This window comes from Leptospira tipperaryensis (assembly GCF_001729245.1).
Lineage (GTDB): Bacteria > Spirochaetota > Leptospiria > Leptospirales > Leptospiraceae > Leptospira > Leptospira tipperaryensis.
Genome location: NZ_CP015217.1, coordinates 1,911,958 through 1,935,999 on the forward strand (window position 1 = coordinate 1,911,958; position 24,042 = coordinate 1,935,999).

24 protein-coding genes are annotated in these 24,042 nt (G+C 42.9%); 9 read left to right on the forward strand and 15 right to left on the reverse strand.

The features are described 5' to 3' along the window. Positions 1–42: 42 nt before the first annotated feature. From A0128_RS09075 to A0128_RS09100, 6 genes are all read right to left on the reverse strand, one after another. Positions 43–312: a BolA family protein gene (locus A0128_RS09075; protein WP_069607211.1), complete on the reverse strand. Its 270-nt coding sequence runs from the start codon at positions 310–312 to the stop codon at positions 43–45. A 13-nt stretch (positions 313–325) separates the two neighbouring features. Then, complete coding sequence (locus A0128_RS09080) at positions 326–1,099, reverse strand: ABC transporter permease (RefSeq protein WP_069607212.1); 774 nt, start codon at positions 1,097–1,099, stop codon at positions 326–328. After that, positions 1,096–2,013 carry an ABC transporter ATP-binding protein gene (locus tag A0128_RS09085; protein ID WP_069607213.1) on the reverse strand — a complete coding sequence of 306 codons (918 nt, stop codon included), beginning with the start codon at positions 2,011–2,013 and terminating at the stop codon, positions 1,096–1,098. Before A0128_RS09085 ends, A0128_RS09080 begins: the two co-directional genes overlap by 4 nt. Before the next feature lie 22 nt (positions 2,014–2,035). Further along, the gene (locus A0128_RS09090; protein ID WP_069607214.1) at positions 2,036–3,415 is read right to left on the reverse strand and encodes a dihydrolipoyl dehydrogenase; all 1,380 of its coding nucleotides are present in this window, start codon (positions 3,413–3,415) and stop codon (positions 2,036–2,038) included. Between the two features lie 84 nt (positions 3,416–3,499). After that, positions 3,500–4,183, reverse strand: coding sequence for a hydroxyacylglutathione hydrolase C-terminal domain-containing protein (locus tag A0128_RS21790; RefSeq protein ID WP_427854337.1), 684 nt, complete (start codon positions 4,181–4,183; stop codon positions 3,500–3,502). A gap of 132 nt (positions 4,184–4,315) precedes the next feature. After that, a complete protein-coding gene (locus tag A0128_RS09100) occupies positions 4,316–4,630 on the reverse strand; it encodes an STAS domain-containing protein (protein WP_069607215.1) in 315 nt (104 codons plus the stop codon). Positions 4,631–4,828: 198 nt separating this feature from the next. Here A0128_RS09100 and A0128_RS09110 point away from each other — a divergent pair, with 198 nt between their 5' ends. Both A0128_RS09110 and glpK read left to right on the forward strand, forming a co-directional pair. Continuing rightward, complete coding sequence (locus A0128_RS09110; protein WP_069607217.1) at positions 4,829–5,785, forward strand: MBL fold metallo-hydrolase; 957 nt, start codon at positions 4,829–4,831, stop codon at positions 5,783–5,785. Positions 5,786–5,850: 65 nt separating this feature from the next. After that, positions 5,851–7,341 (forward strand): glycerol kinase GlpK, encoded by a 1,491-nt coding sequence (gene glpK, locus A0128_RS09115; protein ID WP_069607218.1) that lies wholly within the window; start codon positions 5,851–5,853, stop codon positions 7,339–7,341. Here glpK and A0128_RS09120 read toward each other — a convergent pair. The 6 genes from A0128_RS09120 to sppA all read right to left on the reverse strand — a co-directional run bounded on the left by A0128_RS09120 (position 7,335) and on the right by sppA (position 13,107). Beyond that, on the reverse strand, positions 7,335–8,630 hold the full coding sequence (locus A0128_RS09120; protein WP_069607219.1) for a hypothetical protein: 1,296 nt from the start codon (positions 8,628–8,630) through the stop codon (positions 7,335–7,337). The two genes, glpK and A0128_RS09120, sit on opposite strands and share 7 nt — an antisense overlap. A gap of 80 nt (positions 8,631–8,710) precedes the next feature. Then, the gene (locus A0128_RS09125; RefSeq protein ID WP_069607220.1) at positions 8,711–9,004 is read right to left on the reverse strand and encodes a hypothetical protein; all 294 of its coding nucleotides are present in this window, start codon (positions 9,002–9,004) and stop codon (positions 8,711–8,713) included. Continuing rightward, positions 9,005–9,985, reverse strand: a complete 981-nt coding sequence (locus A0128_RS09130; protein ID WP_069607221.1) for a PP2C family protein-serine/threonine phosphatase — start codon at positions 9,983–9,985, stop codon at positions 9,005–9,007. After that, positions 9,982–10,593, reverse strand: a complete 612-nt coding sequence (locus tag A0128_RS09135; RefSeq protein ID WP_069609220.1) for a hypothetical protein — start codon at positions 10,591–10,593, stop codon at positions 9,982–9,984. The genes A0128_RS09130 and A0128_RS09135 overlap by 4 nt, the downstream gene beginning before the upstream one ends. A gap of 64 nt (positions 10,594–10,657) precedes the next feature. Continuing rightward, positions 10,658–12,079, reverse strand: coding sequence for an MBOAT family O-acyltransferase (locus A0128_RS09140; protein WP_069607222.1), 1,422 nt, complete (start codon positions 12,077–12,079; stop codon positions 10,658–10,660). A 38-nt stretch (positions 12,080–12,117) separates the two neighbouring features. Then, positions 12,118–13,107 carry a signal peptide peptidase SppA gene (gene sppA / locus A0128_RS09145; RefSeq protein ID WP_069607223.1) on the reverse strand — a complete coding sequence of 330 codons (990 nt, stop codon included), beginning with the start codon at positions 13,105–13,107 and terminating at the stop codon, positions 12,118–12,120. A 133-nt stretch (positions 13,108–13,240) separates the two neighbouring features. Here sppA and A0128_RS09150 point away from each other — a divergent pair, with 133 nt between their 5' ends. The 5 genes from A0128_RS09150 to A0128_RS09170 all read left to right on the forward strand — a co-directional run bounded on the left by A0128_RS09150 (position 13,241) and on the right by A0128_RS09170 (position 19,008). After that, positions 13,241–14,146: an aldose 1-epimerase gene (locus A0128_RS09150; RefSeq protein WP_069609221.1), complete on the forward strand. Its 906-nt coding sequence runs from the start codon at positions 13,241–13,243 to the stop codon at positions 14,144–14,146. A 108-nt stretch (positions 14,147–14,254) separates the two neighbouring features. Beyond that, positions 14,255–15,964, forward strand: a complete 1,710-nt coding sequence (locus A0128_RS09155) for a DNA repair helicase XPB (protein ID WP_069607224.1) — start codon at positions 14,255–14,257, stop codon at positions 15,962–15,964. Positions 15,965–16,030: 66 nt separating this feature from the next. Beyond that, positions 16,031–17,248, forward strand: a complete 1,218-nt coding sequence (locus tag A0128_RS09160; protein ID WP_069607225.1) for a pyridoxal phosphate-dependent aminotransferase — start codon at positions 16,031–16,033, stop codon at positions 17,246–17,248. Positions 17,249–17,251: 3 nt separating this feature from the next. After that, positions 17,252–18,190, forward strand: a complete 939-nt coding sequence (locus A0128_RS09165; RefSeq protein WP_069607226.1) for a hypothetical protein — start codon at positions 17,252–17,254, stop codon at positions 18,188–18,190. After that, positions 18,178–19,008: an alpha/beta fold hydrolase gene (locus A0128_RS09170; protein ID WP_069607227.1), complete on the forward strand. Its 831-nt coding sequence runs from the start codon at positions 18,178–18,180 to the stop codon at positions 19,006–19,008. The genes A0128_RS09165 and A0128_RS09170 overlap by 13 nt, the downstream gene beginning before the upstream one ends. Here A0128_RS09170 and A0128_RS09175 read toward each other — a convergent pair. Next, positions 18,965–20,440, reverse strand: a complete 1,476-nt coding sequence (locus tag A0128_RS09175) for a sodium:solute symporter family transporter (RefSeq protein WP_069607228.1) — start codon at positions 20,438–20,440, stop codon at positions 18,965–18,967. The two genes, A0128_RS09170 and A0128_RS09175, sit on opposite strands and share 44 nt — an antisense overlap. Positions 20,441–20,764: 324 nt before the next feature. On the opposite strand from A0128_RS09175, the gene thrB reads away from it, so the two are divergent. Continuing rightward, entirely contained in the window at positions 20,765–21,730 is a 966-nt protein-coding gene (gene thrB, locus A0128_RS09185) for a homoserine kinase (protein WP_069609222.1), read from the forward strand. A gap of 1 nt (position 21,731) precedes the next feature. Here the strand turns inward: thrB and A0128_RS09190 are convergent, their stop codons facing one another. Beyond that, entirely contained in the window at positions 21,732–22,376 is a 645-nt protein-coding gene (locus A0128_RS09190; protein WP_069607230.1) for a hypothetical protein, read from the reverse strand. A 7-nt stretch (positions 22,377–22,383) separates the two neighbouring features. Further along, positions 22,384–22,695, reverse strand: coding sequence for a hypothetical protein (locus A0128_RS09195; RefSeq protein ID WP_069607231.1), 312 nt, complete (start codon positions 22,693–22,695; stop codon positions 22,384–22,386). Between the two features lie 283 nt (positions 22,696–22,978). On the opposite strand from A0128_RS09195, the gene A0128_RS09200 reads away from it, so the two are divergent. After that, entirely contained in the window at positions 22,979–24,025 is a 1,047-nt protein-coding gene (locus A0128_RS09200) for a DsbA family protein (RefSeq protein ID WP_069607232.1), read from the forward strand. The last annotated feature ends 17 nt before the right edge of the window (positions 24,026–24,042 follow it).

Here is a 24,042-nt window from a genome sequence, read left to right on the forward strand (position 1 = left end):
TAGATTTAGCATTTTCGATCCCGTTTTTGTTACAATCCGAATTTACTCGGATTCTCCGGTTTCGAGCACGATCGCGTGGAGCCCGGCGTCGATCCAAGGTTGTAGAATGGAATAGACCATCCTGTGTTGTTCCACCTTGGATTTGCCTAAAAAAGCGGAAGAAATCAATACGATTTTTATATGAGTTCCTTCCGCTTTGTTTTCCGGATTTCCCGCATGACCCGAGTGTTCCTCGCTGAAATCGACAACTTCCAGTTTCGAAGGACGGAGCTCTTGTGAAAGTCGAAACCGTATTTCTTCTTGTATGCTCATGGTTTTATCGGAATCAATTTCGAATTCCGGTTCCTCTTCGCAGTAAGAATACGGAAAGAATGTAGAGAACCAAGGTTGCCATCGCGATCATCAAAAGAGCAAATCCCGGATGAATATCGCTGACCCCGAGAAATCCAAATCGAAACGCGTTTACCATATAAAGAATCGGATTGAGCTTTGACACATTTTGCCAGAAAGGGGGAAGCATTTGGATCGAATAAAAAACCCCGCCCAAATAAGTTAGAGGCGTAAGGATAAACGTAGGAATGATCGTAACGTCGTCGAATTTTTTCGCGAAGAGTGCGTTTAAAAATCCTCCCAACGAAAATAGAAGAGAACTCAGGATCACCGTAGTAATCAACATTGGAAAATTATAAACTTCTAATTCAGTAAAAAAAAGTGAAATTGCGATCACGAGAATTCCCACAAGAATTCCACGAATAACACCTCCGATCGTATAACCGAGGACGATCAAAGAAGCGGGAGTCGGGGAGACGAGTAACTCTTCGATATTCTTCTGAAACTTGGCTCCAAAAAAGGAGGAGACTACGTTGTTATACGAATTGATGATCACGGACATCATCACGAGACCCGGAACGATAAACTGAATATACGTGTGATCTCCGATGTTTCCGATCTGAGAACCGACTAACTTTCCAAAGATGATAAAGTAAAGTGTGATCGTGATTCCCGGAGGAATGAGTGTTTGCACCCAAATTCTTAAGATACGAACTGTTTCTTTGATTACGATCGTCTTAAATGCGTTGTATTTTTCTATTAAGGTCATAGTTTTTTCTCCACCAGTTTGAGGAAGAGTTCTTCCAGACGGTTGGATTTATTTCTCATGCTGCTGATCTTGATTCCGTTTTGATCCAGAAGTTTGAAAAGATCGTTTAGAGAAGCGTCCGCAAAAATAGAAACTTCCAGAGTGGAATTGTCTATTTGTTTGATTTCGATTCCTGGTGCGCTTCGATGCGAATTCAGATGCCCCGTAAAATCCAAGATGAACGTTTCTTGATCCAGTTTTTGAAGAAGGTCTTTCATCGAAGTGTTTTCGACGATCTGACCCTGATCGATGATCGCGATATTTCTACAAAGACTTTCGGCTTCTTCCAAATAGTGAGTCGTCAAGATGACCGTGATCCCGGAGGCGTTGAGCTTTTGGAGGTATTCCCAAAGAGAACGTCTGAGTTCGATATCAACTCCCGCGGTAGGTTCGTCCAAGATAAGAATTTTTGGATTGTGAATGAGTGCCCTTGCTATCATCAATCTTCGTTTCATTCCGCCGGAAAGTCTACCTGCAGTTTCTTTTCGTTTTTCATACAACCCGAGTTGTTGCAGATAACCTTCTGCGCGTTCCGCGGCCAGCTTCCGATCCATTCCGTAGTAGCCGCCTTGATTGATGACGATCTGATCGACTCTTTCAAAGATATTGAAGTTAAATTCCTGAGGAACGACTCCGATATAAGATTTTGCTTTTGCTAAATCGACATCGATGTCCGCGTCAAAAATTTGAACTCTTCCGGAAGTTTTGTTCACTAAGGAACTGAGAATTCCGATCGTTGTGGATTTTCCGGCGCCGTTTGGACCGAGAAGCGCAAAAAAATCTCCGCTTTCCACGTTTAAGCTGATTCCTTTGAGCGCCGTGACCCCGCCGGAATAGGTTTTGACTAAGTTTTCAATTTGCAGAGCAAATTTCATATTTTTCTTTGATTCCCATCATTTATGTTGTTTGTAAAATTTCGTTCGCCTTTCTTGCCGCGTTACGCGCAATTTCGGGTAACGCAGGGTGGATATAGATCATCTTTAAGAGATCGTCAATTGTTCCCTTCATCGTTATAAGTAGAATCAAAAGGTGGATTACGTCGGATGCCTCGTCCCCGATCGCGTGAGCTCCCAAAACTTTTCTCGTTTTTTTTTCTACGAGAATTTTGATAAATCCGGAATCGGAAAGTCTCGCCATTCCGGTCGCGCTGGAGCTGTAAGGATTTTTCGCTGCGATATAATCGATTCCTAATGCTTTTAGTTCTTCCTCCGTCTTTCCGACTTTTGCCACCTGAGGATGTGTGAAGACCGCGTGCGGAACCGGAGGATATTCGATCGGAGATTTTTGCTTTTCCTGATACAAGGTTCGATACAGAAATTCTCCCTCGAAGTTGACCGAATGTCTGTAAAAGTATTTTCCGATGATATCTCCGAGGGCATAAACACCGGGAACCGTCGTTTCCAAATATTCGTCTACTTGAATATAACCGTTTTTATCAGTCTGAATTTTTGTATTGGAAAGTCCGAGTAGATCCGAATTCGGTTGAATGCCGGTTGCGACGAGAAGAGCTTCCGATTCTAAACGAGATTGTTTTCCGTCCACGGTAACATCGAGATAAAATCGATTTTCCTTATATTCTACTTTTTGAATGGTAGAATGTAGTAAAACTTTTTGTTCTTTTGTAAAAACTCTTTCGAATTCGTCTACGACGTCCGAATCTTCGTTTTTCAGCATTCGATTCCGAACCAAAAAGGTAACGTCGGAACCAAACGCGGAATAGGCGAAACCCAATTCTAAGGCGATAAAACCGCCTCCGATTACGATCAACGATTTCGGAAGTTCGGTTCTTCGAAGCGCCTCACGGCTTGTCATATAAGGAGTTCCTGCCAAACCGGGGATGTTTGGAAGAGAAGGTCTTGCTCCCGCCGCGATAAAAATTCTTTCCGCGGTCAGTTCCTCTCCGTTAACGCGGATGATACGATCGGAAACAAAAGTTGCCGTACCTTGGATATAGTCTATGTTCGGATTCTTTTCATATGCGGGAACGATGGAAGCGGATTCTTCGTCCACGGTTTTGGAAACTCTTTCCACGAGGGTTTTGAAATCTACGATCGGCTTTTCCGGAAACGTAATCTGAAATTTTTCGGAATGTTTTGCGAGAGTTAAAATTTCAGCGGGATAGATCAACATCTTAGAAGGAATACAACCTCGGTTGAGACAGGTTCCTCCCGGAGTTTCTTTTTCGATCACTGCGACCTTATAGCCGAGTTTGGAAGGAGGGGTGACCAGCTTTGTCCCTCCGCCCGTTCCGATTACGATGATATCATATTGTTTCATAAGACTTGCCGATTCAAAAGAGAACTGTCCTGGTTACAGATTCTTTAGACTACGGTTTTCCGGCAAACGATTTCCGCCCCTTTTTTACCAGTGATCCCGCAGAGAACGCAATGAAACAAAAAGAGATTTTGGATCGTTTGGAAGGAGTTTGAGATCGGACTTTTTTTGAACGTTCTTTTTCAAATCCTCGGACGGATGATCGCACTGAAGGAATGTATTGATCTTCTTCTCTTTCCCGAGATTGGTTGTTAAGAATTCTACGTCTTTTTGCAAACGAGCGGATTCTTCCAGCGTATCAATCGCGTCTTGATTGGAAGGATCTAAGGAGAGAGTAAATTTCAGATTGGATTCTAAATAGTCGTGTCCGGGATAAAGAAGAATCTCGTTTTCCAAGGGATAGATTTGTTCGAGAACCGTTTGGGCAAGAATCTCGGGGTCGCCTCCTCGGTAACAATTTCCCACACCCGCGTTGAAAAGGGTATCACCCGTAAAGAGTGCCTTTGCCTTTTCTTGTTCTACGAGTTTAAGACAGACATGACAAAAGGTATGGCCGGGAGTATCTAAAATTTCTAAGTGTTCCTTAGAGGAAGCGAGAATTCGGTCTCCCTTTTTTATAGGATGAGTCGCGTGTGGAATTTTTCCGATTCCTCCCGGATGAGAATATACGATCGGTTTGTATTTTCGAAAGAGTCCTTCGTTTCCGGATGTGTGATCCGCGTGTTCGTGTGTGTTCAGGATAAAGTCGAGATTCCATCCTTGATTCTCCAAGAACGTTTCGACTTGTTTTGAATCGTACGGATCGATCGAGAGGGTTTGGGACGTTTCCGTGTTTCTGAGGATGTAAGTAAAGTTGCGAAGGGGTGAGAGGGTGTAGATCCGAAAGACTTCCAGGATACGGACCTAACGGATGATATCCAAGTGTTTGTCAAGATTTGCGATCTTTAAGATCGTCATCACGTCTCTGCTGATATTCTTAAGCTTGAGAGAACCGTTTCTTTCGGTCACGTATTTCTGAGAATTGAAGATGGCTCCGATTCCGGAAGAATCCAAATACGCGTCTCCCGCAAAGTCCAGAACGATATCCGAAAAACCTTCTCCGTGCTTTTTGATAATTAGCTCTTTGAGAGCAAATGCATTTTTGAGGCTGATGCTCCCTTGAATGCGTATCGTGCAGGTTGTTCCTTCTGTAAGGATTTCAGTGTTGAAATTTTCCACGTTTGCTTTGCTCGGAACCTATTTGAATCCTAATCGATCACTGTACTCGGTAAACAAAATTTTTTTCCTAACGTTCGCTACCAAGAAGAAATTTTTCATAAATAAAAAAGAATTAGCTGGAAATCCTGAAGGAATTGATAATTTTAGACAACATTTTCCTGAAAAATCCTCTTCTTTTCAGGTTAGTTTTTTTAAATTATGCGCATAAAATTTTGGGGTGTACGCGGGTCCATTTCCTCCTCTGTGAGAGGAGAATCTATACGTGGCAAAGTACAAAAAATTCTCAGCCTAGCAACTCCCGCGGATATTCAGAGTCCGGACGCCATCGATACGTTCTTAGATTCTCTTTCTCTCTCCAGTTGGAGCACCTACGGTGGGAACACGACTTGTATCGAGATCCGAGATAAGAAAGACAATCTCGTAATCATCGACGGAGGAACCGGTTTGAGAGAACTCGGTAATTCCATTTTGCATGAAGGTTTTTTAGAAGGAAAGGGAAAGGCAAAGTGGATCTTCACTCACACTCATTGGGATCATATCCAAGGGATTCCTTTTTTTGTTCCTCTCTATTCCCCCGGTAACGTATTCGAGATTCTGAGTTCCGTTGACAATTTAGAAGAACGACTCAAATACCAACACAGTTTTACTCATTTTCCGGTTCCTTACGACGGGTTTCGAGCTACGAAGAATTTTAAATTCATTCCGGAAGGAAAGGCGTTTCCAGTAACGGAATCCATTTCCGCGATTTCAAAATCGGTTCGTCATCCCGGAGGAAGTTTTTCCTATCGTTTTGAAGAAGATGGAAAGTCCCTCATCTTCGCATCGGATGCCGAGTTTAATCTCGACGAAATGGAAAACATCCAAGACTATCTCAATTACTTTCGCGGCGCTGATATTCTGGTCTTTGATACACAATATACTTTTGAAGAATCTCTTCAGAAGATTGACTGGGGACACAGTTCCGCTTCGATGGCAACCGATATCGCGCTTCGTGCAAACGTCAAAAAACTCGTGATGTTTCATCACGATCCTTCGTATGACGACGAAAAGTTGGACGCGGTTTACTTGCGTGCTTTAAAATACAAAGAGATGTTTGATCCGGACAATCAACTGCAGATCATCATGGCCTATGAAGGTCTGGAACTCGAAGTCTAAAAACAAGTTTTCTCTTTCTGAAATTGAATTCCATCTTTCATTTTTAATCTTTGGGAGAATCATCAATGAGTGAGTATATCATCGGAGTCGACGCCGGAACTACCGGTATTCGAACCTTCTGCTTTAACAAATCGGGCAACGTAATTTCAAGCGCTTATTCTGAATTTGCGCAACACTATCCGAAACCTGGATGGGTGGAACACGACGCGGAAGAGATTTGGGTAAAAACGGAGAAGCTCATTCTCAAAGCGATTCGAAACGGAAAGCTCAAACCGTCCGACGCCGTGGCAATCGGAATTACAAACCAAAGGGAAACAACCGTCCTTTTTGATAAGGATACGGGCAAACCCGTTTACAACGCGATCGTATGGCAGTGCAGAAGGACTTCCAATATCTGTATGGATCTAAAGGAAAAAGGTCTCGAACCTTTGTTCCGCAGAAAGACCGGACTTGTGATGGACGCCTATTTTAGCGGAACCAAAATCAAATGGATTTTGGACAACGTAAAAGGTGTGAAGGCGAAGGCTGAAAAAGGAAAGGTTCTTTTCGGTACGATCGATACATACTTACTCTATAGATTGACTAACGGAAAATCGCATAAGACCGATCATACGAACGCAAGTAGAACCCTAATCTACAACATCGAAAAGAAAGAATGGGATCGGGAACTCACTCAAATTTTAGGAATCCCTGAAGCGGTGCTTCCGGAAGCTCATAATTCCAGTTCCTTGTTTGGACGAACCGAAAAGGTAAACGGTCTTCCCGACGGAATTCCGATCTCTTCTCTTGTCGGCGATCAACAAGGAGCTCTTTTTGGTCAGCTCTGCACGGAACCAGGAGAGGCGAAGAATACCTACGGAACCGGATGTTTTCTTCTTTTTAACACCGGAAATAATTTTCAAATCTCAAAGAACAATCTACTAACGACTCTCGGTTGTGGTCCGGAAGGAAAGACCGTGTATTGTTTGGAAGGATCCGTCTTTATCGGAGGAGCCGTCGTTCAATTCTTACGAGACAATCTGAAGTTTTTTAAAGAATCCAAAGTTTCCGAAAAGTTGGCGGCTTCCGTAAAAAAAGAAGACGAGGTCGTGTTTGTTCCCGCCTTTTCAGGGTTAGGCGCTCCGTATTGGGATATGAACGCAAGAGGGGCCATCCTTGGACTCACACGCGATACGAGCGCGGAGCAAATTACGAGGGCCGCTCTCAAGTCGATCGCGCTTCAATCCTATGAACTTGTGGAAGCGATGGAGAATGATACCGGATCGAAGTTGAAGGTTTTGAAAGTGGACGGCGGGGCCACGGGAAATTCTTGGTTGATGCAGTATCAATCCGATATCTTGGGAAAAAAAGTAATTCGTCCGGCCAACGTCGACACGACCGTGTTAGGCGCCGCTTTTTTAGCGGGACTCGAGCGGGGATTTTTTCCTTCAGTCGCCGATCTTAAGAAAAAACTCAAGACCAGCAAAGAGTTTTCTCCCCAGATGAAAGCGGCGCAAAGAGAAAAAGAAATTCAGATCTGGAAGGATTCTGTAAGAAGAATCCGTTCCAATCAATAATCAAAACCTAATAAACAAAATTCGAATGTCTTTCTTTCCGATGTAATCCCGGCTCCGCAGAGGAGCCGAAATTCCGGAAAGAAAGGGATCTCTAAAATTCTTCCGGGTGGAATTTTAAGAAAGAACTGTTCGTCCCGTTCTTTTTTGGAAATGAGAGTGTCCATCCGAACGATCTCGATCCATAGCAAAACCTGGAAAAGAATCGTTTTTTCCGTAACTGCGTAGAGTCGAATCGCCGAAATTCCTGAAATCTGAAAGTTGAACTTTTCTGTTCTGGGAACGCTCTGAAATTTGGTTTCGATTGTCTGACTCGGATCCGCCTTTGAGTCTTCTTGGTGTTCTCTATAAATCGAGAATATTCCAGCCTCGTAATATATCTTTCTGGAAAAATTTCTAAAAATCTCTCTTTCGATCGTTTCTTCCAGAGATTCTCCGGGCTCCGGTTTTTTCACTGGAGAATCCAGAATACTTTTTAGTTTATTCTTAGAGATATTTTTTTCGATCATCGTTTTGACGGGCGGTGAAAGTTTCGGATAAGAGAATCGAATGATTCTTTCATCGAGGGTTGTCAGGATACGATTTAAGAATGGACCGTGTATGAGCGGGAGAATTTCGATTTTGAAAATTTGATCTCGAAGAAAAATCGCGAATTCCGGTTCGTGACTGAATAGATTGGAGACGATCGTTTGTTCTTCAGCGGGAGTTCCCGCAAAAAGAATTTTTACCAGGCGAAAAAGATAAGTTTTACTTTTTTGATCGAAGTAGAGCGATTCGATTTTTTTTTCGACTTCGTTTTCGGATAACTCCGGATTTACGATATCTTTCAAGGACAAATAACGTGTCGAGATCATCTTGTTTCTTCTCTGACGATACAATTGGAATTCCCCGGAGACAACGGCACCGATCGTGGTAGTTTCATCTTTCGTTCTGGAAATTCGGATCGGAAGTTTTTCCACGGGAAGATATGGATTTTGTTTTACGGGGAAAGATCCATTCTCCGTAGTCTCAAAGGTTGTTTCCGGAAATCGCTCCGTATTGGAATGGATTCTTCCATTTTCAAAACTCAAATAGGCCAGCGAATCGATCGATTTACTCGGATATAAACTTCGGTTCCATTCTATAGAATATAAAAAACGAGGAACGATTCCGGGTGACGCGAATAAAAAGGGTAATTCTTCTATTTCCTTTGTTTTGAAGTCGTAAAAGGGTTCTATCTTCGAGGTAAATCGAACGATAGAGTCGGGATTGGCGAGAATAAAGAAGTAATTCTTTCCTTCTTGTAAGGGCATTTTTTCTTTCGGAAAATAGAAAAACGGGTCTTATCGATTTCGGTTTGCTTTTCGTTTGAAAAGGCGAGACGACGATTGCCTCAAAAAGTAGGTCTTATCGTTTCCGGAATCGGAACGGATAAACCCGGAGCCGGATAATTTCGTTTGGTCAATTTTGCGATCAGAGATTTTTTAAACTTCGTAAAATTATATTCGGTCCTTAAAAGGATGATTTCTTCCTCGAGACCAAACGGAATAAATTCTAAAAGCTCGTCTTCGTTGAGTCCTGTCACCAAGACCACGTCCTGAAGAATTCTTCCTAATTTGCGAGCGTCTCTGTCTTCGAGCGAGAGACAGGAAAGGATTTTGGTTTCCAAGGGCGTCAATTCTAACATTTATTTTTTACGAATCATCAGGATCGTCATATCATCCTGAATTCTTCCTCCGGTATGAATTAGAATTTCCGCAAAAAGACTGTCCGCGATTTTTTTTAGATCGTTCTTGGGAACTTCTTCTAAAAACCGGAATAGGCTTTCCCCGAAATACAGGTTCCCCTTATTTTTCTGTTCGTAGAGCCCGTCTGTAAAGCAAAATACGATATCTCCGGATTCCAACTGAAATTGATTTTTGCCCTGGACGTTCTTCAAACTCGAGTTCATCGTCGTGGAGATAAATTTACCGTCGGTTTCCACGATTTCATTTTCTTTCGTTTTACTTTTGTAACGGACAAAACTCGGATGCAAACCAGAATGTTGAAAGTTTCCTTCCTTATCCGCTTTGATCAGTAAAAAAGTGGCATATAAATTCGCGTTGATCGCGGGGTAGGCTTCCGTCCTTTGTGATAGGCTTTCGTTGATTTGTTCGATGACTTCGAAAGGATCGGAATAGAGATGTACGAGCAAGGACATCTTTTGAAAGATCATCATGCTGAAAATTCCCGCTAAATATCCGTGTCCTACCGAGTCGCCGATTCCGATCCAATAATTTCCCTTGAGATCAGTTAAAAAATTATAGAAGTCTCCTCCTATCGGATTGTAGGTAAGGGTTCTCCCGTAAATTTCGTAGTGGGCGTCGTCGATAGAAAGAGGAAAAAGATAGGTCTGCATCCGATCGTCTCCCTTTCGGAAACGTTTCATCATCTTTCCACGGATTTCTTCGGAAGGTAAAAATTTCTTTGTAAGAAATAATATAAAAGAAATGTAATTAATTAAATAGAGGAGTGCGATCGAGATAAGATAGAAAATGATTTTTTCTTTCGTGTTTAAACCTGAGTTTTCGAGAAAGACAGCGATGAGAATTAAGGAAAGAAGGTTTAGGCTCGGTAAAAGCCATCCGACCCTTTGAAAGTATTTCTTAATATAGTCCGAAAGATTCATGGTTTGTAGAAATAGGCGTGGAACTGAAACTCTTTCTTTAGAAAGTTTTTTCGCGCTATTTGAAAATACTTATCCTCTAAATAAGGCTGCTTGACCCCGTCCAGCAATCCGTAGGTTTTTTCCTTATATCCGGACTCATACAATAATGGGACGAGAGTTTTTGAGGAAGTATCATAATGATATAACAATTTATGAATAAAAGGAGAATAAACGACCACGAATGCTTCTCCGTTTCCCTGGAATTCCACCTCTCCTTTTTCCAAAGTTTCCAATAGAACCCAGTTACCTAACGTAGAATACCTTCCTTTTCCGCTTACGATATATGTCGTATACTCGTTCTTGTCTTTGACCTCTCGTCGCATGGATTTTTCAAACGTCCTATCGGCTGTGTTGAGGAAAATTCTTTCCTGGACGACGTTTTTGTAAAAGAGGGTATTCATGTGCGAACGTTCCGGCCGATTGCGAACATACATTCCGCCCGGAATCTCTTTCTGAGTTTTTTCGTTTGAGACTTCGGCGGGAAGTTCTCGGATCCAACGCGGGGAACAACCTAAAAGAATTAGGAAAAGAAAGAGAAACGGCACAAAGAAAGGGTAACGTTTTTGCAGCTCTCGATTCAAGATCGCCCCCTTTCTTCCCTTGGAAGAAGTCCTTTCCCTTTGGGCTAAGGACTTAGAACTGAAAGTAAATAAATTCTCCACCACCGTCTCCAAATACTCCCAAAAGAAGTAGAAGAATGACGCTTAGGATGGGAATCAGAATCAGAGCCCGCTTTTCGATCTTGGACATCAGTTGTGGATAATACTGAAACGCGTTTAGGCCGACCGTCAGCAGAATGAAGAGAAACAACTCTTCCCAACGAGGAAGAATCTTACCCGTAAAAATATTTTTATAACCGCCGAGTAGATCCAACATAAACGGAACCGCGTTTTTACCGGCCGATCCGCCTCGAAAGAAAATTCCCGAGAAGATAAACAAATTGAGAGTAAATACGTTTCTTAGAATTCGGACCATAGTCGAAGGAGTGTTTGAGACTCCCGGCGTCGGTCTGGGTTCTACAATTCTCTCCACGGCCAAGATCAGACCGAGATAGGCTCCCCAGAGGACAAAGGCGATATTGGCACCGTGCCAAAGGCCCCCGAGACACATCGTGAGAAACATATTCAACTGAGATCTGAATTCTCCCTGTCTGCTTCCGCCTAACGGTATGTAGATGTAATCCCGAAGCCAAGTGGAAAGTGTTACGTGCCATCTTCCCCAAAATTCGCGGAAGGAAACGGAAAGAAACGGTCCGCGGAAGTTTTCCGGAATATCGTATCCGAGTAAGAATGCGGAACCCCTCGCAATATCGGTGTAACCTGAAAAGTCGCAGTAGACCTGACAAGCAAAGCCGACCATTCCGATGTAGATGGAAGCCGCGTGATACGAACCGGGTTCGAGATACATCGGGCCGACGATGCCAGCGATGGAATCGGCGAGCACTGATTTTTTAAAAAGACCAAAGATCAAAAGAAAGATTCCGAGCTTCATCCGATTTTTATCAATTTCGGGATGATCTAGTTTCGGAAGAAAGTCAGTGGATCTCATGATCGGACCCGCGATCAATTGAGGAAAGAAGAGTATAAAAAGAAAATAATCACCGGAGCCGATTCTACTCGGAATCAGACCTCTGTGGATATCGACTTGTAGAGCGATCAATTGAAACGTATAAAAGCTGATCGCCAGAGGAAGAAGAATTTCCACCGAAGTCCCCAGCCTTTGCCAGAGTTCCATCCCCGTGAGAGAACTCATGGAATCCATTACGAAATAGTAATATTTAAAGAACGCGAGGTTGATTCCGTTTAAAACGATTACCCATTTCAGAAGTTTTCCCGTGGATTCTCCGCGTTCCCGAATCTCCCAGAGTTTTGTGGAGAAGTAGTAGTTGATTCCGATCACGAGTAAAAAGTGAATCAGAAAAGCTATATGGGAATATCCGTAGAAGATGATCGAGGAAACGAGGAGGACCCTTTTTTTCCAGGGTCCGGATACGTTCCAATAGATCAAATACGTGATAAGAAATAAAAAAAGAAAGGGTAAAGAATTAAATAACATCAGACTTCCGAAAAATAAATTCTAAATTTCTAATATTCTCAATAAGACCAGAGATAAAGAAAACGAACCTGTTTTCCCGTTCCGAAGATTTTGGAAATCGGAGAATCCACTCTGAGTTCGGGTGATTGTACCTGATAGAAGTTTGCTTTCTTTTCGGCGCTCTGAGAATAATAGATGATTCGAGGACTTGTGTTTCCCGGAGTTTTGCGGTAGTTAGGAAGGGACATCGTTTCTTGGAGCGCGTTGTCAAAGTAACCGACCTTATCGATCAGACCGTGTTGTAACGCTTGAGAAGCAGTGAAAATTCTTCCGTCGGCAATCTTACGAAGTTCGGTAGGATTTTTTCCGGGACGACCTGCCTTTACAACTTCAAAGAATTTTTCATAAAGATCGTCCACGATGGACTGAAGAAGTTTTCTTTGCTCGGGAGTAAGATCTTCCAGAGGAGAACCGATTGTTTTGTTTCCACCGGAACGAATCGATTGATCCTTGATACCGAGTTTATCCAGACCTTCTTTGAAATTGATTCCGGAAAGAATCACTCCGATAGAACCCGTGACCGTGGTCGGATGTGCTATGATAAGATCGGACGCCATTGCGATATAGTAGGCGCCGCTCGCAGCCGTATCCATAAAAAGCGAAACCACTGGAATCTTCTTTTTGGTTTTAAACTGAAGAACTTCTCTATAAAGGATGTCGCTGGAAGTAACCGAACCGCCTGGAGAATTGATTTTTAGAATGACCGCTTTGATTTCGGGATCCAATTCAGCGAGTTCGAGTTGTTTTTTGACTCCGGCAAGAATGGAATCTTCTTGTCCGCCGAAAAAGGTTCTTTCTCCTTCGTCGCTGATCACTCCGTCGATTGGGATGATAAGAATCTTGTCTTCGTTTCTCCCGGTGAGGAGTTTTTCTCTGAGTTCGGCCGATTTGCCGGAGCCTCCGAGATTTGCGTTCACGGGGATATAACAATTCGTTATAAAAAGAGCCAGAATGAAGGAATAGGTCCAAGTCAGAATCGGTGCTTTCAAAGAAATTCTCCTATGGAATCGTCAGTATCCGCCGACAAAGCAGGCTTTCAATTCCTTTCCTAAGACCCAAGTTTTAAAAAAGAATTCAAATTTGATTGGAAATAATTTCCGTTTTCCCACAGTCTTGTTCGCCGTGCCCGAAATATTTAGCCAGCATTCACGATTGAAACTAAACGAGCCGGGGAATCAGATTCTTTCTTGGACTTGGAAACATCCGGTGACCGAAAAGAATCTCGAGATCATCGCAGGATACGATGCATCGGACCGTTTTTTTAGCAGCGGTTCTTATCTGATGTTTCCTTGGGTCAATCGCCACACCGCCCATACCATTCAACTTGGTGAAGAATTTATTTCCTTAACGGAGTTGGGAACCAAGGATTCGAAAGGTTATCCTTCTCACGGACTTGCCTATTCTTGGAGAAGAAGAATTCTAGATCATACGGATCATTCGCTTTTATTGGAACTGATTCCCGACGAGTCAATCGCACTCACTCCCTTAAGTAAAATACGAGTCAGGGAAGAATATTCTCTGCATACGATTTCCGACGAAGAGGTTCTGACTCTGAGAACTTTTTTTCAGAATGAGAATACGGCTCCTTTTCGTTTTTGTTATGGCTATCACCCTTATTTTCGAATGAATTCCAAACAACCGCCGACACAACTACGGTCTAACATAAAGAAACAGATTCCTTTACAAGAGGATTTGATTCCGGTCTATCCAATTTATGGAATAGAGACGGATGTATTTGAGTTGGAACAAATACCGATTCTCGATTCCTTATTTTTCGGAGGGGAGCCGAATGTACTTTTGCAAGTACAGAGCGAGTCGTATCAAGTTTCGATTCATTCTTATGCGAACGCTTCGAACGAGATACCTCTTTCTTACGTGCAAATTTATACGGACTTCCCAGGGAATCGAATCGCAATCGAACCTATGAGCGCTCCGGGGAACGCGGTTTTGCACGGTTTTTCTTTGACGACCTTATTGCCGGAAGAAGAAAAGAGCGGTTGTTTTCAAATTCTGCTCTCAACGATGTGAAACTTTGGAACGGATCTTTCGGCAACGAAGGAAAAAACCTTATGTTCGCATTCTTCTTGACAGAAAGGGGTCGATTTTCAGTCTAAACAAACAGGAAACCAGACACAAATGAGCAAACCCTTAATCGTTCAGAGTGATAAAACTATGCTTTTGGAGGTCGATAACCCGGAGTTTGAGGCCTGTCAGACCATTGTTTCCAAATTTGCAGAACTAGAAAAAAGCCCGGAATACCTCCATACATACAGAATTTCACCACTTTCACTTTGGAACGCCGCTTCCATCAAGATGTCTGCGGATGAAATCGTAGAATGTCTCGAAAAATTCTCCAGATACTCCGTTCCAAAAAATATCGTGAATGAAATTCGCGAACAGATCAGCCGTTACGGAAAAGTCAAACTCGTCAAAGAAGAATCCGGAGAGCTCGCAATCATCTCCAATGAAAGAGGATTTCTTCAAGAAATCGGAAATCACAGAGCGGTGCAACCGTTCATCGAATCCACATTCCCTGATAAAATCTATATTAAAAAAGAATACCGCGGTCATATCAAACAAGCTTTGATCAAAATCGGTTTTCCGGTAGAAGACCTCGCCGGTTACGACGAAGGAAACAAATACGGATTCAATCTCAGAGCGGATAGTATCAGCGGTAAAAAGTTCGGAATGCGGGACTACCAAAGAGCTTGTGTGGAAGTTTTCCACGCTGGTGGTGGAAACGAAGGAGGTTCCGGAGTAGTCGTTCTTCCTTGCGGTGCCGGAAAAACCATCGTAGGAATCGGTGTGATGCAAATCGTCGGAGCCGAAACTCTGATCCTCGTAACCAACACTCTTTCCATCCGTCAGTGGAGAAATGAAATTCTGGATAAAACTGACATTCCTCCCGGGGACATCGGAGAATATTCCGGTGAAGTCAAAGAAATCCGTCCGATTACAATCGCGACTTACAACATTCTTACTCATAGAAAGAAGAAGGGGGGAGACTTTACCCACTTCCATCTTTTCAGCGCCAACAACTGGGGACTGATCGTCTACGACGAGGTTCACTTACTTCCGGCTCCGGTTTTCAGAATGACTTCCGAACTCCAAGCAAAGAGAAGACTCGGTTTAACCGCGACCCTGGTTCGAGAAGACGGTTTGGAAGAAGACGTGTTCTCGCTCATCGGTCCAAAAAAATACGATGTTCCTTGGAAGGAACTCGAAAGTAAGTCTTGGATCGCGGAAGCGAAGTGTAAGGAAATCCGTGTCAACATGGACGACGATCTTCGTTTGAAATATTCCATCGCGGACGACCGCGAGAAGTTCAGACTCGCTTCGGAAAATCCGGAGAAGATGAAGGCGATCGAACTCATCATGAAAAAACATTCCGAGTCTCATTTGCTCGTCATCGGACAATACATCAATCAGTTGGAAGAAATATCAAAGAAATTTAATATTCCTTTGATTACCGGAAAAACTCCGCTTCCGGAAAGACAAACCCTGTATGATGCTTTCCGTTCCGGACAGATCAAGTCTCTCGTCGTAAGTAAGGTGGCGAACTTTTCCATCGACTTACCGGATGCAAACATCGCGATTCAGGTTTCGGGAACTTTCGGTTCCAGACAAGAAGAAGCTCAGAGATTGGGACGAATCCTGAGACCGAAAGGACACGACAACACGGCCGTATTCTATTCTTTGATTTCGAGAGATACGAACGAAGAAAGATTCGGACAAAACCGTCAGTTGTTTCTTACGGAACAAGGATACGAATACGAAATTTATACTCTGGATCAATTCAGAGAGGCTCAGGAAGAATTGGCTCAGCTTCAGCTGAACAACGCCTGATTCTTTTCGACAAAATCGATTGGCAGAATTGTTGATTAAAGTTAGAAACACAAAAAGAGGAACAGCATGGATCTCAGCGCAAAAAGGCTGAACGTCATCGAGCCCTCTCCTACGCTCGTAATCACCGCGAAAGCGAACGAGTTGAAAAAAAAAGGAGAGGACATTGTAAGTTTCGGAGCCGGAGAACCGGACTTTGAAACCCCGTCCCATATCAAAGACGCAGCGAAGAAGGCGATTGATAAGGGAATGACGCGTTATACGGCTGTTTCCGGAACTGTGGAACTCAAAGAAGCGATCGTAACCAAGTTCAAAAGAGACAACGGTCTGGATTATGAAAAAAATCAGATCATCATCGGAACCGGCGGAAAACAGGTTATCTATAATTACTTTCTTGCGACGTTAAACGCGGGAGACGAGGTCATCATTCCCGCTCCGTATTGGGTGAGTTATGCGGACATCGTACGTCTTGCGGAAGGTGTTCCTGTGATCGTTCAAACTACTCCGGAAAGTAATTTTCAAATTACTCCCGAGCAGTTGAAAAAAGCGATCACATCGAAAACAAAATGTCTGATCCTCAATTCTCCTTCCAATCCTACGGGAGCCGCTTATTCGAGAAAGGACTTGGAAGCCCTCGGTGAAGTCGTTCTTGCGAATGGAATTCAAGTGATGAGCGACGATATCTATGAAAAGATCGTCTACGACGGTTTTGTATTTTCCAATCTCGCGATGATTTCTCCCGAACTCAAAAAACAAACCTTCGTGATCAACGGGGTTTCTAAAACGTATTCTATGACCGGATGGAGAATCGGTTACGGGGCAGGAGACATCGGCATTATTAAGAATATGGAAACGATTCAGAGTCAGTCTACTTCCAATGCTTCTTCCATTTCTCAAGCCGCTGCGGAGGCTGCTATCGGCGGGGATCAAGCCTGCGTGGAAGAAATGAGAAAAGCGTTTGAACAAAGAAGAAATACAATCGTTTCCCTTTTGAACGCAATTCCCGGAGTGAATTGTAAGAATCCACAGGGGGCTTTCTACGTATTTCCCTATCTAAACGACGTCTACAAAACTCCCGGTTTTGAAAGACTCAAGAAAGAATCTTCGGAAACGTCTTTGAGTAAACTTTTCTGCAGTGTTCTATTAGAAAAGTATAAAGTAGCAGCGGTTCCCGGAATCGCCTTTGGAGAAGACAACGCACTCAGACTTTCTTATCCGATGGGTGAAGCCGACATCAAACGCGGCGTGGAAAGAATTGCGGAAATGATAAGGGATCTGAGCAAGTAAACGATGAGACGGATCGTACTGATCCTCGCTTTTTTTACCGCGACTCCGTATTTGTGGGGAGGAGACTGGTTGGTTCTCAAGCCGAACGCTCCTCTCTACTTATTCCCGGATAAACAATCTGAAATTCTAAGAAGACTAGGATTCGGAGAAATCGTCCAGAGCAAAAACGAAAAGGAGAAACAAAGCGAGAAGAATTTTCGTTTTGTTTCCGACGGCGCCGGTCTCAGCGGATGGACTCCCACACATTCTCTATTTAACATGCAAGAAAAGGGCGGGTTTAGAATCGTCCTTCGATCCATAGACAGGATGTTGTATTCTCCCAATACGGGAATCACAGAACTCGAATCCGTATATCAATATCTAAGTTCTCTGGAAGACAACGGAATCTATCACGGAGACGAATATCTCTATCTAAAAATCAGACGAGCCGTCGTTCTCGGAAAAATATTAGAAATTCTGCAAGAAGGCGAAAACAAACGAAAGGAATCCAAACTCGCGGATTATCTTTCTAAAAATCCAGGTGAAATCATTCCCGGTGAAAGAGGAAAATCTTCTCGGATCAATCCCGAAGTTTTCTGGAAGGTCGGAGAAGAATTTAAGGACAAAGGCCCCGGAGATTTCGCCGCCTTCTTAGGTGTAAAATATACCGAAGAGACGATTTGTAAAAAAGATATATTCTGTTTTCTAAACGACGAAAAAAAAAGAAAGATCCGTTATCTCCAGCTCCAACCAAACGGTAATTATGCGACCGTCTTTGCCGCCCAGATTTCGAAACGTTTGGAGACTCTTACAAAGGATCCGGAAACCGTAGACTGCGGAAAGGATCCCGCAAAAAAAGAAATCTTGGAATCGTTTCGAAAGGATCTTCAAACCTTGCCGTATCGATACGGAAAAAAATATCACCAATTTTTAAAAGTGATTCAGAAAGAATGTCTGCAGTAGATCTATATTCCCGCAAAATCCCATTTCAAAACGAAAAATTTTCTAAACCGATCTGCGGACCTATCGTAGTTCTTCACGGACTTTTTGGTTCTTCCAAAAACTGGCCGACGGTCGGGGATTTCCTAAGTAAATATTCAGACGTCTATTTGATGGATCTTCGCAATCACGGAGATTCTCCCCACGCTGTCGAACATTCTCTCGCGTCCATGGTCGAGGACGTCGAGGTTTGGGTTTCTAAGAATTCCATTGTCGATCCGGTCTTTCTCGGTCATTCGATGGGTGGTCTTGTTACGATGGGATTTGCGCTCAAAAATCCGGAAATTCCTTCCGCTCTTTTGATTCAGGACATCGTTCCCAAAGACTATCCTCTTCGATACGATCTGGAATTTGAATGTCTACGAACCGACGTATCGAAGTTCAAAACGAGACAGGAAATCGATGAAGCCCTTTCTAAAATTCTTCCAAACGCGTTTATCCGAAACTTTTTAGAAATGAATCTGGAAAGAATGGAATCCGGCGGTTATCGATGGAAGTTAAACGTGTCAGCGATCGAAGGATCTCCCCGTTTACTTCAGGATTTTTTTCAAAAGTATTCCGAGATACCTTTTCTCAAAAAAACGAACTTTCTGATCGGAGGAGCCTCCGAATACTTTTTAACGGAAGATATTCCCGTTGCAAAAAGATTCTTTCCGAATTCTACATTCTATAGAATCCCGGAAGGGGATCATTATATCCATTTCACAAAGGCCGCCGAATACAAAAGAATCTTAGAATCTATTTTGGAACAGAAAGACGATTCTGAATTTTTAGTAAAATAAATCCGAACAAAAGGCAGGTTCCGATTCCGAATGGAACCAAATACGTAAACCCGAATCCGGTCCATTTCCTAAAGACCAAAGTTAGAATCGGAGTCAACACAATCGAAAGAGACGCGTATCTATCTTTTAATTCTTGCATATAAGAAAATGCTGAAATTCTTCCGGTTAAAAAGATCGCGATGATCGGACCGACCGTATAAGAAGCGATCGAAAGCCCCAATTCCACCAAACCCGTTTTTCCAGTCGTAAGAAAAAGTGGAAGGAGAGAACTCAGGAGTAATACCAATCCCCAGAAAAGACTAAGAGTGGCGGAACCGAATTTTGAAATTCCCAGATCCACTTTTGTCGTGAGGGAAAGAGAATTGATGGAACTCGAAAGGGTGGACATCGCGGAAGCAAGAATCGCAGCGAGTAAAAAACCGGTGATCGGAGAAGGGACTTCTTCCAAGATAAATTTGGAAAAAACTTTATCCTTGGGAAGATTCTCTCCCGCGTAGTAAAAAAATAACAAGATCCCGATGCTCAAAAACAAAACGAATTGAAAGAATACAAAAATTCCGGAGGAAATCATCGCCTTCTTTGCATCCGATTCGGATCGACAAGCCAAAACTCTCTGTACGAACATCTGGTCTACGCCGTGAGTTCCCAGGGTAAGAAGAATTCCACCTAGAATCGCCGTTGGAAAAAAATACGCCGAAGAAAAATCATTCCATTCTAAAATTTTGAGTTTTCCCGCGACGGAAGCCGATTCAAACACATTCAAAAAATGGAATCCTTTTTCAGAAAGAAGATATCCAAGATAGAAAAAAGTAAAAATTCCTCCGCCGACATAGATCACAAATTGAATCGAATCGACCCAGACTACGGAACGAAATCCGCCCTGGACCGTGTAAAGAATCGTGATTCCTGAAATCAAAAGCAGACTGAGAATTTCGATCTGAAGAGTTCCTACTTCGACAGAAACGTATTGTTTGAGAAACACTTCCAGTAAGATTGCGACCGGAATCGCGGACGCATACATTCTCACTCCGTCTCCTAAGATTCTCGTGAGTTTGAATAGGTAGGTCACCGTCTTTTGGGAAACTTTTCCGTATTTGATACCGACCCATTCGTAAACCGAAATAAAACCGGATTGATAATACATCGGAATAAAAAGTTGTGCGACAAGGATTCTTCCGAAAACAAAACCCAAACCCAAACCGAGAAACGTTAGATTTCCGGAATAACTGAGTCCCGGAATGTTGAGAAACGTAAGAGTGGAAGTTTCCGTCGCGACGATCGAAAAACTGAGTGGAATCCAGGAGAGTTCTCTTCCCGCGAGAAAGTAGGAGGAAGAATCTTTGTCCTTCTTTCTGGATGTAAACCAACCGGAAAATAAAACGAGAATGACGTATAATAGAAGTACGAGTAAGTCCGCGATTCCAAAGTGCATAATCAGGCAGAATTCACTCTTGTTTTATCGGGAAAACTCTTTTTCAGGAAGATTTCTTTTCGGCGCTTCCTTCTTCCGACAAAGTGATTCTACTAAAAAACACTTGAAATCGGACTTCAAGTCCGTTCGAGATAGAATTCGCGGAAGACCTTTCGTTTCAAAAAATCGAATTTTTAAAATCCGAATTTCTAAATCGGAAAAGCAAATGACGATTTGATTTGGAGAGAAATCGTGGTCCTAATTTTTACGATTCGGTTCCTTCCTGGCGTCTTTTTTATATCGTCCAAAGCGGGTTCAAAATCGGAATCAGATGGTTTTGCAAACATGACATCGATCCGACAGTATTCCATCACCGTTCCGGGAACTTCCGCAAATTTAGGTCCGGGCTTTGATCTTTTTGGTCTTGCGTTTCGGATTTACAATCAGTTTCAATTTCGTTTTTTTCCGGAGGGAGAATTCAAAACTTCCGTAAAGGGAATGGACGTTCTTCCCTTTGGTCCGGACGAAGACCTCGTAATCTCCTCTTACCGTTCTTACTTTCAAAAATTTCTCTCGAATGAAAAATTGATTCCGTATTCTCTCGTTATGGATCTGCGTCTTCCTATGAAAGGCGGCTTGGGTTCGAGCGCGAGCGCAGCGGTTGCGGGTGTTTGTGCCGCGAGATTTGCACACAAACATTTTTATCCTCAGATTCCTCTCCCGAGGGAAAATGAATTTTTGTTTCATCTCGCTCTGATCGAAGGTCATCCCGATAATACGATTCCCGCTTACTTAGGCGGATTTGTGTTTGCTTATTTCAACGGAGATCGATTGGAATACGTAAAAAAGAAATTTCCAAAGAGGGTTCGGTGTTTTCTTTTAGTTCCGGATTTGGAAACTTCCACTCATCAATCTCGTAAAACTCTTCCGGTCAGTTATTCTACCGAGGACGTGATTTTTAATATGAGTAGAGTTGCCACTTGGATGGAATTTCTGGATTCCGAAAATATGGAACTCCTCAAGCTGGCGTTGGAAGATCGGGTGCACACTCCGTATCGAATGCACGCCGAATTCGAACTCAATCCTCTTTTGGAAAAAATAAAAAAGAATCTGATCGGATATTCTCTTTCCGGAAGCGGGCCTTCGGTTCTTCTTTTTTGCGAACGTAAAAAAGCGGGAAGAGTGGAGCAGATTTTGAAGGAGAAGGTCGCCGAGTTTTGTGAACAAACTCATTTTGGTTGTCAGATTCTTTCTTTGAAGGTGGAAGAGGACGGGATCGTAGAATCCGAAAAGAATATTAAAGTTTCTTAAACTATTCTTCTTCCTCTTTTTCTTCTTTTCCGAACGCATACAATCCTTTTTTGATCGGAGTTCTTCTGTTTAAACCAGGATGAATTCTGGAAACCGTAAAGATAAATCTCATTCTTTCCTTACCAAAATTATTGATAAAGAATTCTGAGGAAAGACTGATCTCAAAATACTGAGTCATCCTTTCCTTATTGACCTTGTCCGAGATTCTAAAGTCGGCTTTTTTACCGATCACTTCGTAACTATCCAGTTTTTCACTGGATTCCATTCTGGAAAACGTCGGCATCGCGGGCGGTTTGAAAAGGGCGGGTGCGTTTCTTGTGATCTGGATTTCGTAGTCTTCGGATTCTTTTGCTTTTTTAAAATTGAATACGAGGTGATCGTCTACGATCGCATTACAATAGGTTCGTATGTCTCCGGATTTCTGACCTACGCTGAATCGAACGTTTCTCTGACTTTCGGAAACTACAAGAACGGATCGATCTCCTTCTTCGGGCGGAGTTCCTGCTCCCGCGCTTTGTTTTTTAAGCGCGGGGTATATGATTTCTTGGAAGAATAGAAAGGCGAGGCCTGCGAACGCCGCCAGACCCACTAATATCAAAAGAATGTCTAAACCTACGGTGTAGATGAGTGAGAGAATTAAAAACAAAATCCCTCTATCGTCTTACATCGATTTTGTGAGCTGAAGAATCGTCGCTCATTCTAGAACGTACCATCATCGAGAGTAGATTTTTCATCTGTTCAGGACTGATTACTTGGTTCATTCTTTCTTCAAAGGAAACCGGAGAAGGTTTCATAACGAGTTCTTCCGGTTTGATTTTATTCTTTTCCGTCTTCGACTGCGGAACGAATTCTGAAACCGAGTCTTTTTCTTGGATGATTGTTTCTCTGTTTTCGTGACTTGCTTCTTTTACAGGCTGGGGCCAGGAAAACGAAAAAGTAGGAATCGTCAATCCAGTTACATTCATAAACCCGCACCTCCTTTTGGATCTCTGTCGTCTTCTTTGTGAGAAAGACAGTCTCTATGTTCAATATCGGTAATAGGGGATTCACTTTAGGGTTTTTTCGAAAATTTTTACTCTCGTCTCTAAATTTGCTCAAAATGCCGATGCCTGAGACGATTCGGAGTGGATTTCAAGACTCGCGGAAGAGTCGCCGAATTTATCGTTTGCCAGCTTATCAGAGGTTTCTAAGCTGGCTAGTAGGGAAACCAAGTATCGGTTCTACGGGGCCATCGGGGGAAATATTTCCATGCAAGACATAATTGCCAAACTAAAGGCTAAGGAATCAAGACCGCTTTTAATGATTACCGCACTCTTCTTACTCTATATCGCAGTCACTTCTCCACTCATCGTTTCTTATTTTTCTCCGGACGGCGTAGCCGAAATCAACGGAAAGAATTATACGATCAAGGATGTGGAAAAAGAAAACGCGAGACTGGCCCGCAAATTTCATTCCGAAACCAACGATCGTTTGTATCGTGTCCTCTCCGAGTTCGCGAGTAAAAAGGTTGTGGCTTTAGCCGCAAAGGAGCGTAACGTTTCCGAAAAAGATTTGATGGAACCTGCAGTTCAGGAACCAACTCTCGCGGAAATGCGCGCGATCTATGATCAGTATAAGAATTCTCCGGCGTTGCAAGGAAAACCTTTCGATGCTGTAAAAGCCGAAATTCAAAACCATTTGCTTTCTCAGAAAAAAGAGGAAGCGCGAAATTCTATCTTTGCCGAACTTCGCAATCAATATAAGATTTCAGTAAAAGTAAAAGAACTCCCTCCGATGAGAGATGATTCCATCCTTGCCGGTAACAATCCTTCCTTAGGTTCGGAAAAAGCTAAGGTTACGATCATTGAATTCTCGGATTTCGAATGTCCTTATTGTAAGAGAAGTCAGGATGTAAACGCTCAATTGAGAGCAAAGTATAAGGACCAGATTCGTTGGGTTTTTAGAGACTATCCTCTTTCATTTCACCCCAATGCAATGTTTGCTCACATCGCTGCAAACTGTTCGGCTCCGCAGGGAAAGTATTGGGAATTCTTCAATGTTCTCTTTGAAAATTCGGGAAATCTTCCGAAAGATCGCGTTTTGGATCTCGCCCGATCTTCCGGGATGGATATGAAAGCGTTTAGCCAGTGTGTAAACGACACCGCTGTGAGAAAAGAAGTGGAAGCCGATATGGCGGAAGGTGAGAAGTATGGAGTCAGCGGAACTCCTGCATTCTTTATCAACGGAATTATGGTGGAAGGCGCTCAACCTTTGGAAGCGTTTACCAAAGTGATCGATCAAGAACTTAAAAATTAAAATTAAAAATTAGGAGT

What these genes read in the sequence shown, in the direction of transcription:
- A0128_RS09075 (WP_069607211.1), bottom strand. Translation starts at nt 312, where the DNA reads ATGAGCATACAAGAAGAAATACGGTTTCGACTTTCACAAGAGCTCCGT.
- A0128_RS09080 (WP_069607212.1), bottom strand. Translation starts at nt 1,099, where the DNA reads ATGACCTTAATAGAAAAATACAACGCATTTAAGACGATCGTAATCAAA.
- A0128_RS09085 (WP_069607213.1), bottom strand. Translation starts at nt 2,013, where the DNA reads ATGAAATTTGCTCTGCAAATTGAAAACTTAGTCAAAACCTATTCCGGC.
- A0128_RS09090 (WP_069607214.1), bottom strand. Translation starts at nt 3,415, where the DNA reads ATGAAACAATATGATATCATCGTAATCGGAACGGGCGGAGGGACAAAG.
- A0128_RS09110 (WP_069607217.1), top strand. Translation starts at nt 4,829, where the DNA reads ATGCGCATAAAATTTTGGGGTGTACGCGGGTCCATTTCCTCCTCTGTG.
- glpK (WP_069607218.1), top strand. Translation starts at nt 5,851, where the DNA reads ATGAGTGAGTATATCATCGGAGTCGACGCCGGAACTACCGGTATTCGA.
- A0128_RS09120 (WP_069607219.1), bottom strand. Translation starts at nt 8,630, where the DNA reads ATGCCCTTACAAGAAGGAAAGAATTACTTCTTTATTCTCGCCAATCCC.
- A0128_RS09125 (WP_069607220.1), bottom strand. Translation starts at nt 9,004, where the DNA reads ATGTTAGAATTGACGCCCTTGGAAACCAAAATCCTTTCCTGTCTCTCG.
- A0128_RS09130 (WP_069607221.1), bottom strand. Translation starts at nt 9,985, where the DNA reads ATGAATCTTTCGGACTATATTAAGAAATACTTTCAAAGGGTCGGATGG.
- A0128_RS09140 (WP_069607222.1), bottom strand. Translation starts at nt 12,079, where the DNA reads ATGTTATTTAATTCTTTACCCTTTCTTTTTTTATTTCTTATCACGTAT.
- A0128_RS09155 (WP_069607224.1), top strand. Translation starts at nt 14,255, where the DNA reads ATGAGCAAACCCTTAATCGTTCAGAGTGATAAAACTATGCTTTTGGAG.
- A0128_RS09160 (WP_069607225.1), top strand. Translation starts at nt 16,031, where the DNA reads ATGGATCTCAGCGCAAAAAGGCTGAACGTCATCGAGCCCTCTCCTACG.
- A0128_RS09165 (WP_069607226.1), top strand. Translation starts at nt 17,252, where the DNA reads ATGAGACGGATCGTACTGATCCTCGCTTTTTTTACCGCGACTCCGTAT.
- A0128_RS09170 (WP_069607227.1), top strand. Translation starts at nt 18,178, where the DNA reads ATGTCTGCAGTAGATCTATATTCCCGCAAAATCCCATTTCAAAACGAA.
- A0128_RS09175 (WP_069607228.1), bottom strand. Translation starts at nt 20,440, where the DNA reads ATGCACTTTGGAATCGCGGACTTACTCGTACTTCTATTATACGTCATT.
- thrB (WP_069609222.1), top strand. Translation starts at nt 20,765, where the DNA reads ATGACATCGATCCGACAGTATTCCATCACCGTTCCGGGAACTTCCGCA.
- A0128_RS09195 (WP_069607231.1), bottom strand. Translation starts at nt 22,695, where the DNA reads ATGAATGTAACTGGATTGACGATTCCTACTTTTTCGTTTTCCTGGCCC.
- A0128_RS09200 (WP_069607232.1), top strand. Translation starts at nt 22,979, where the DNA reads ATGCAAGACATAATTGCCAAACTAAAGGCTAAGGAATCAAGACCGCTT.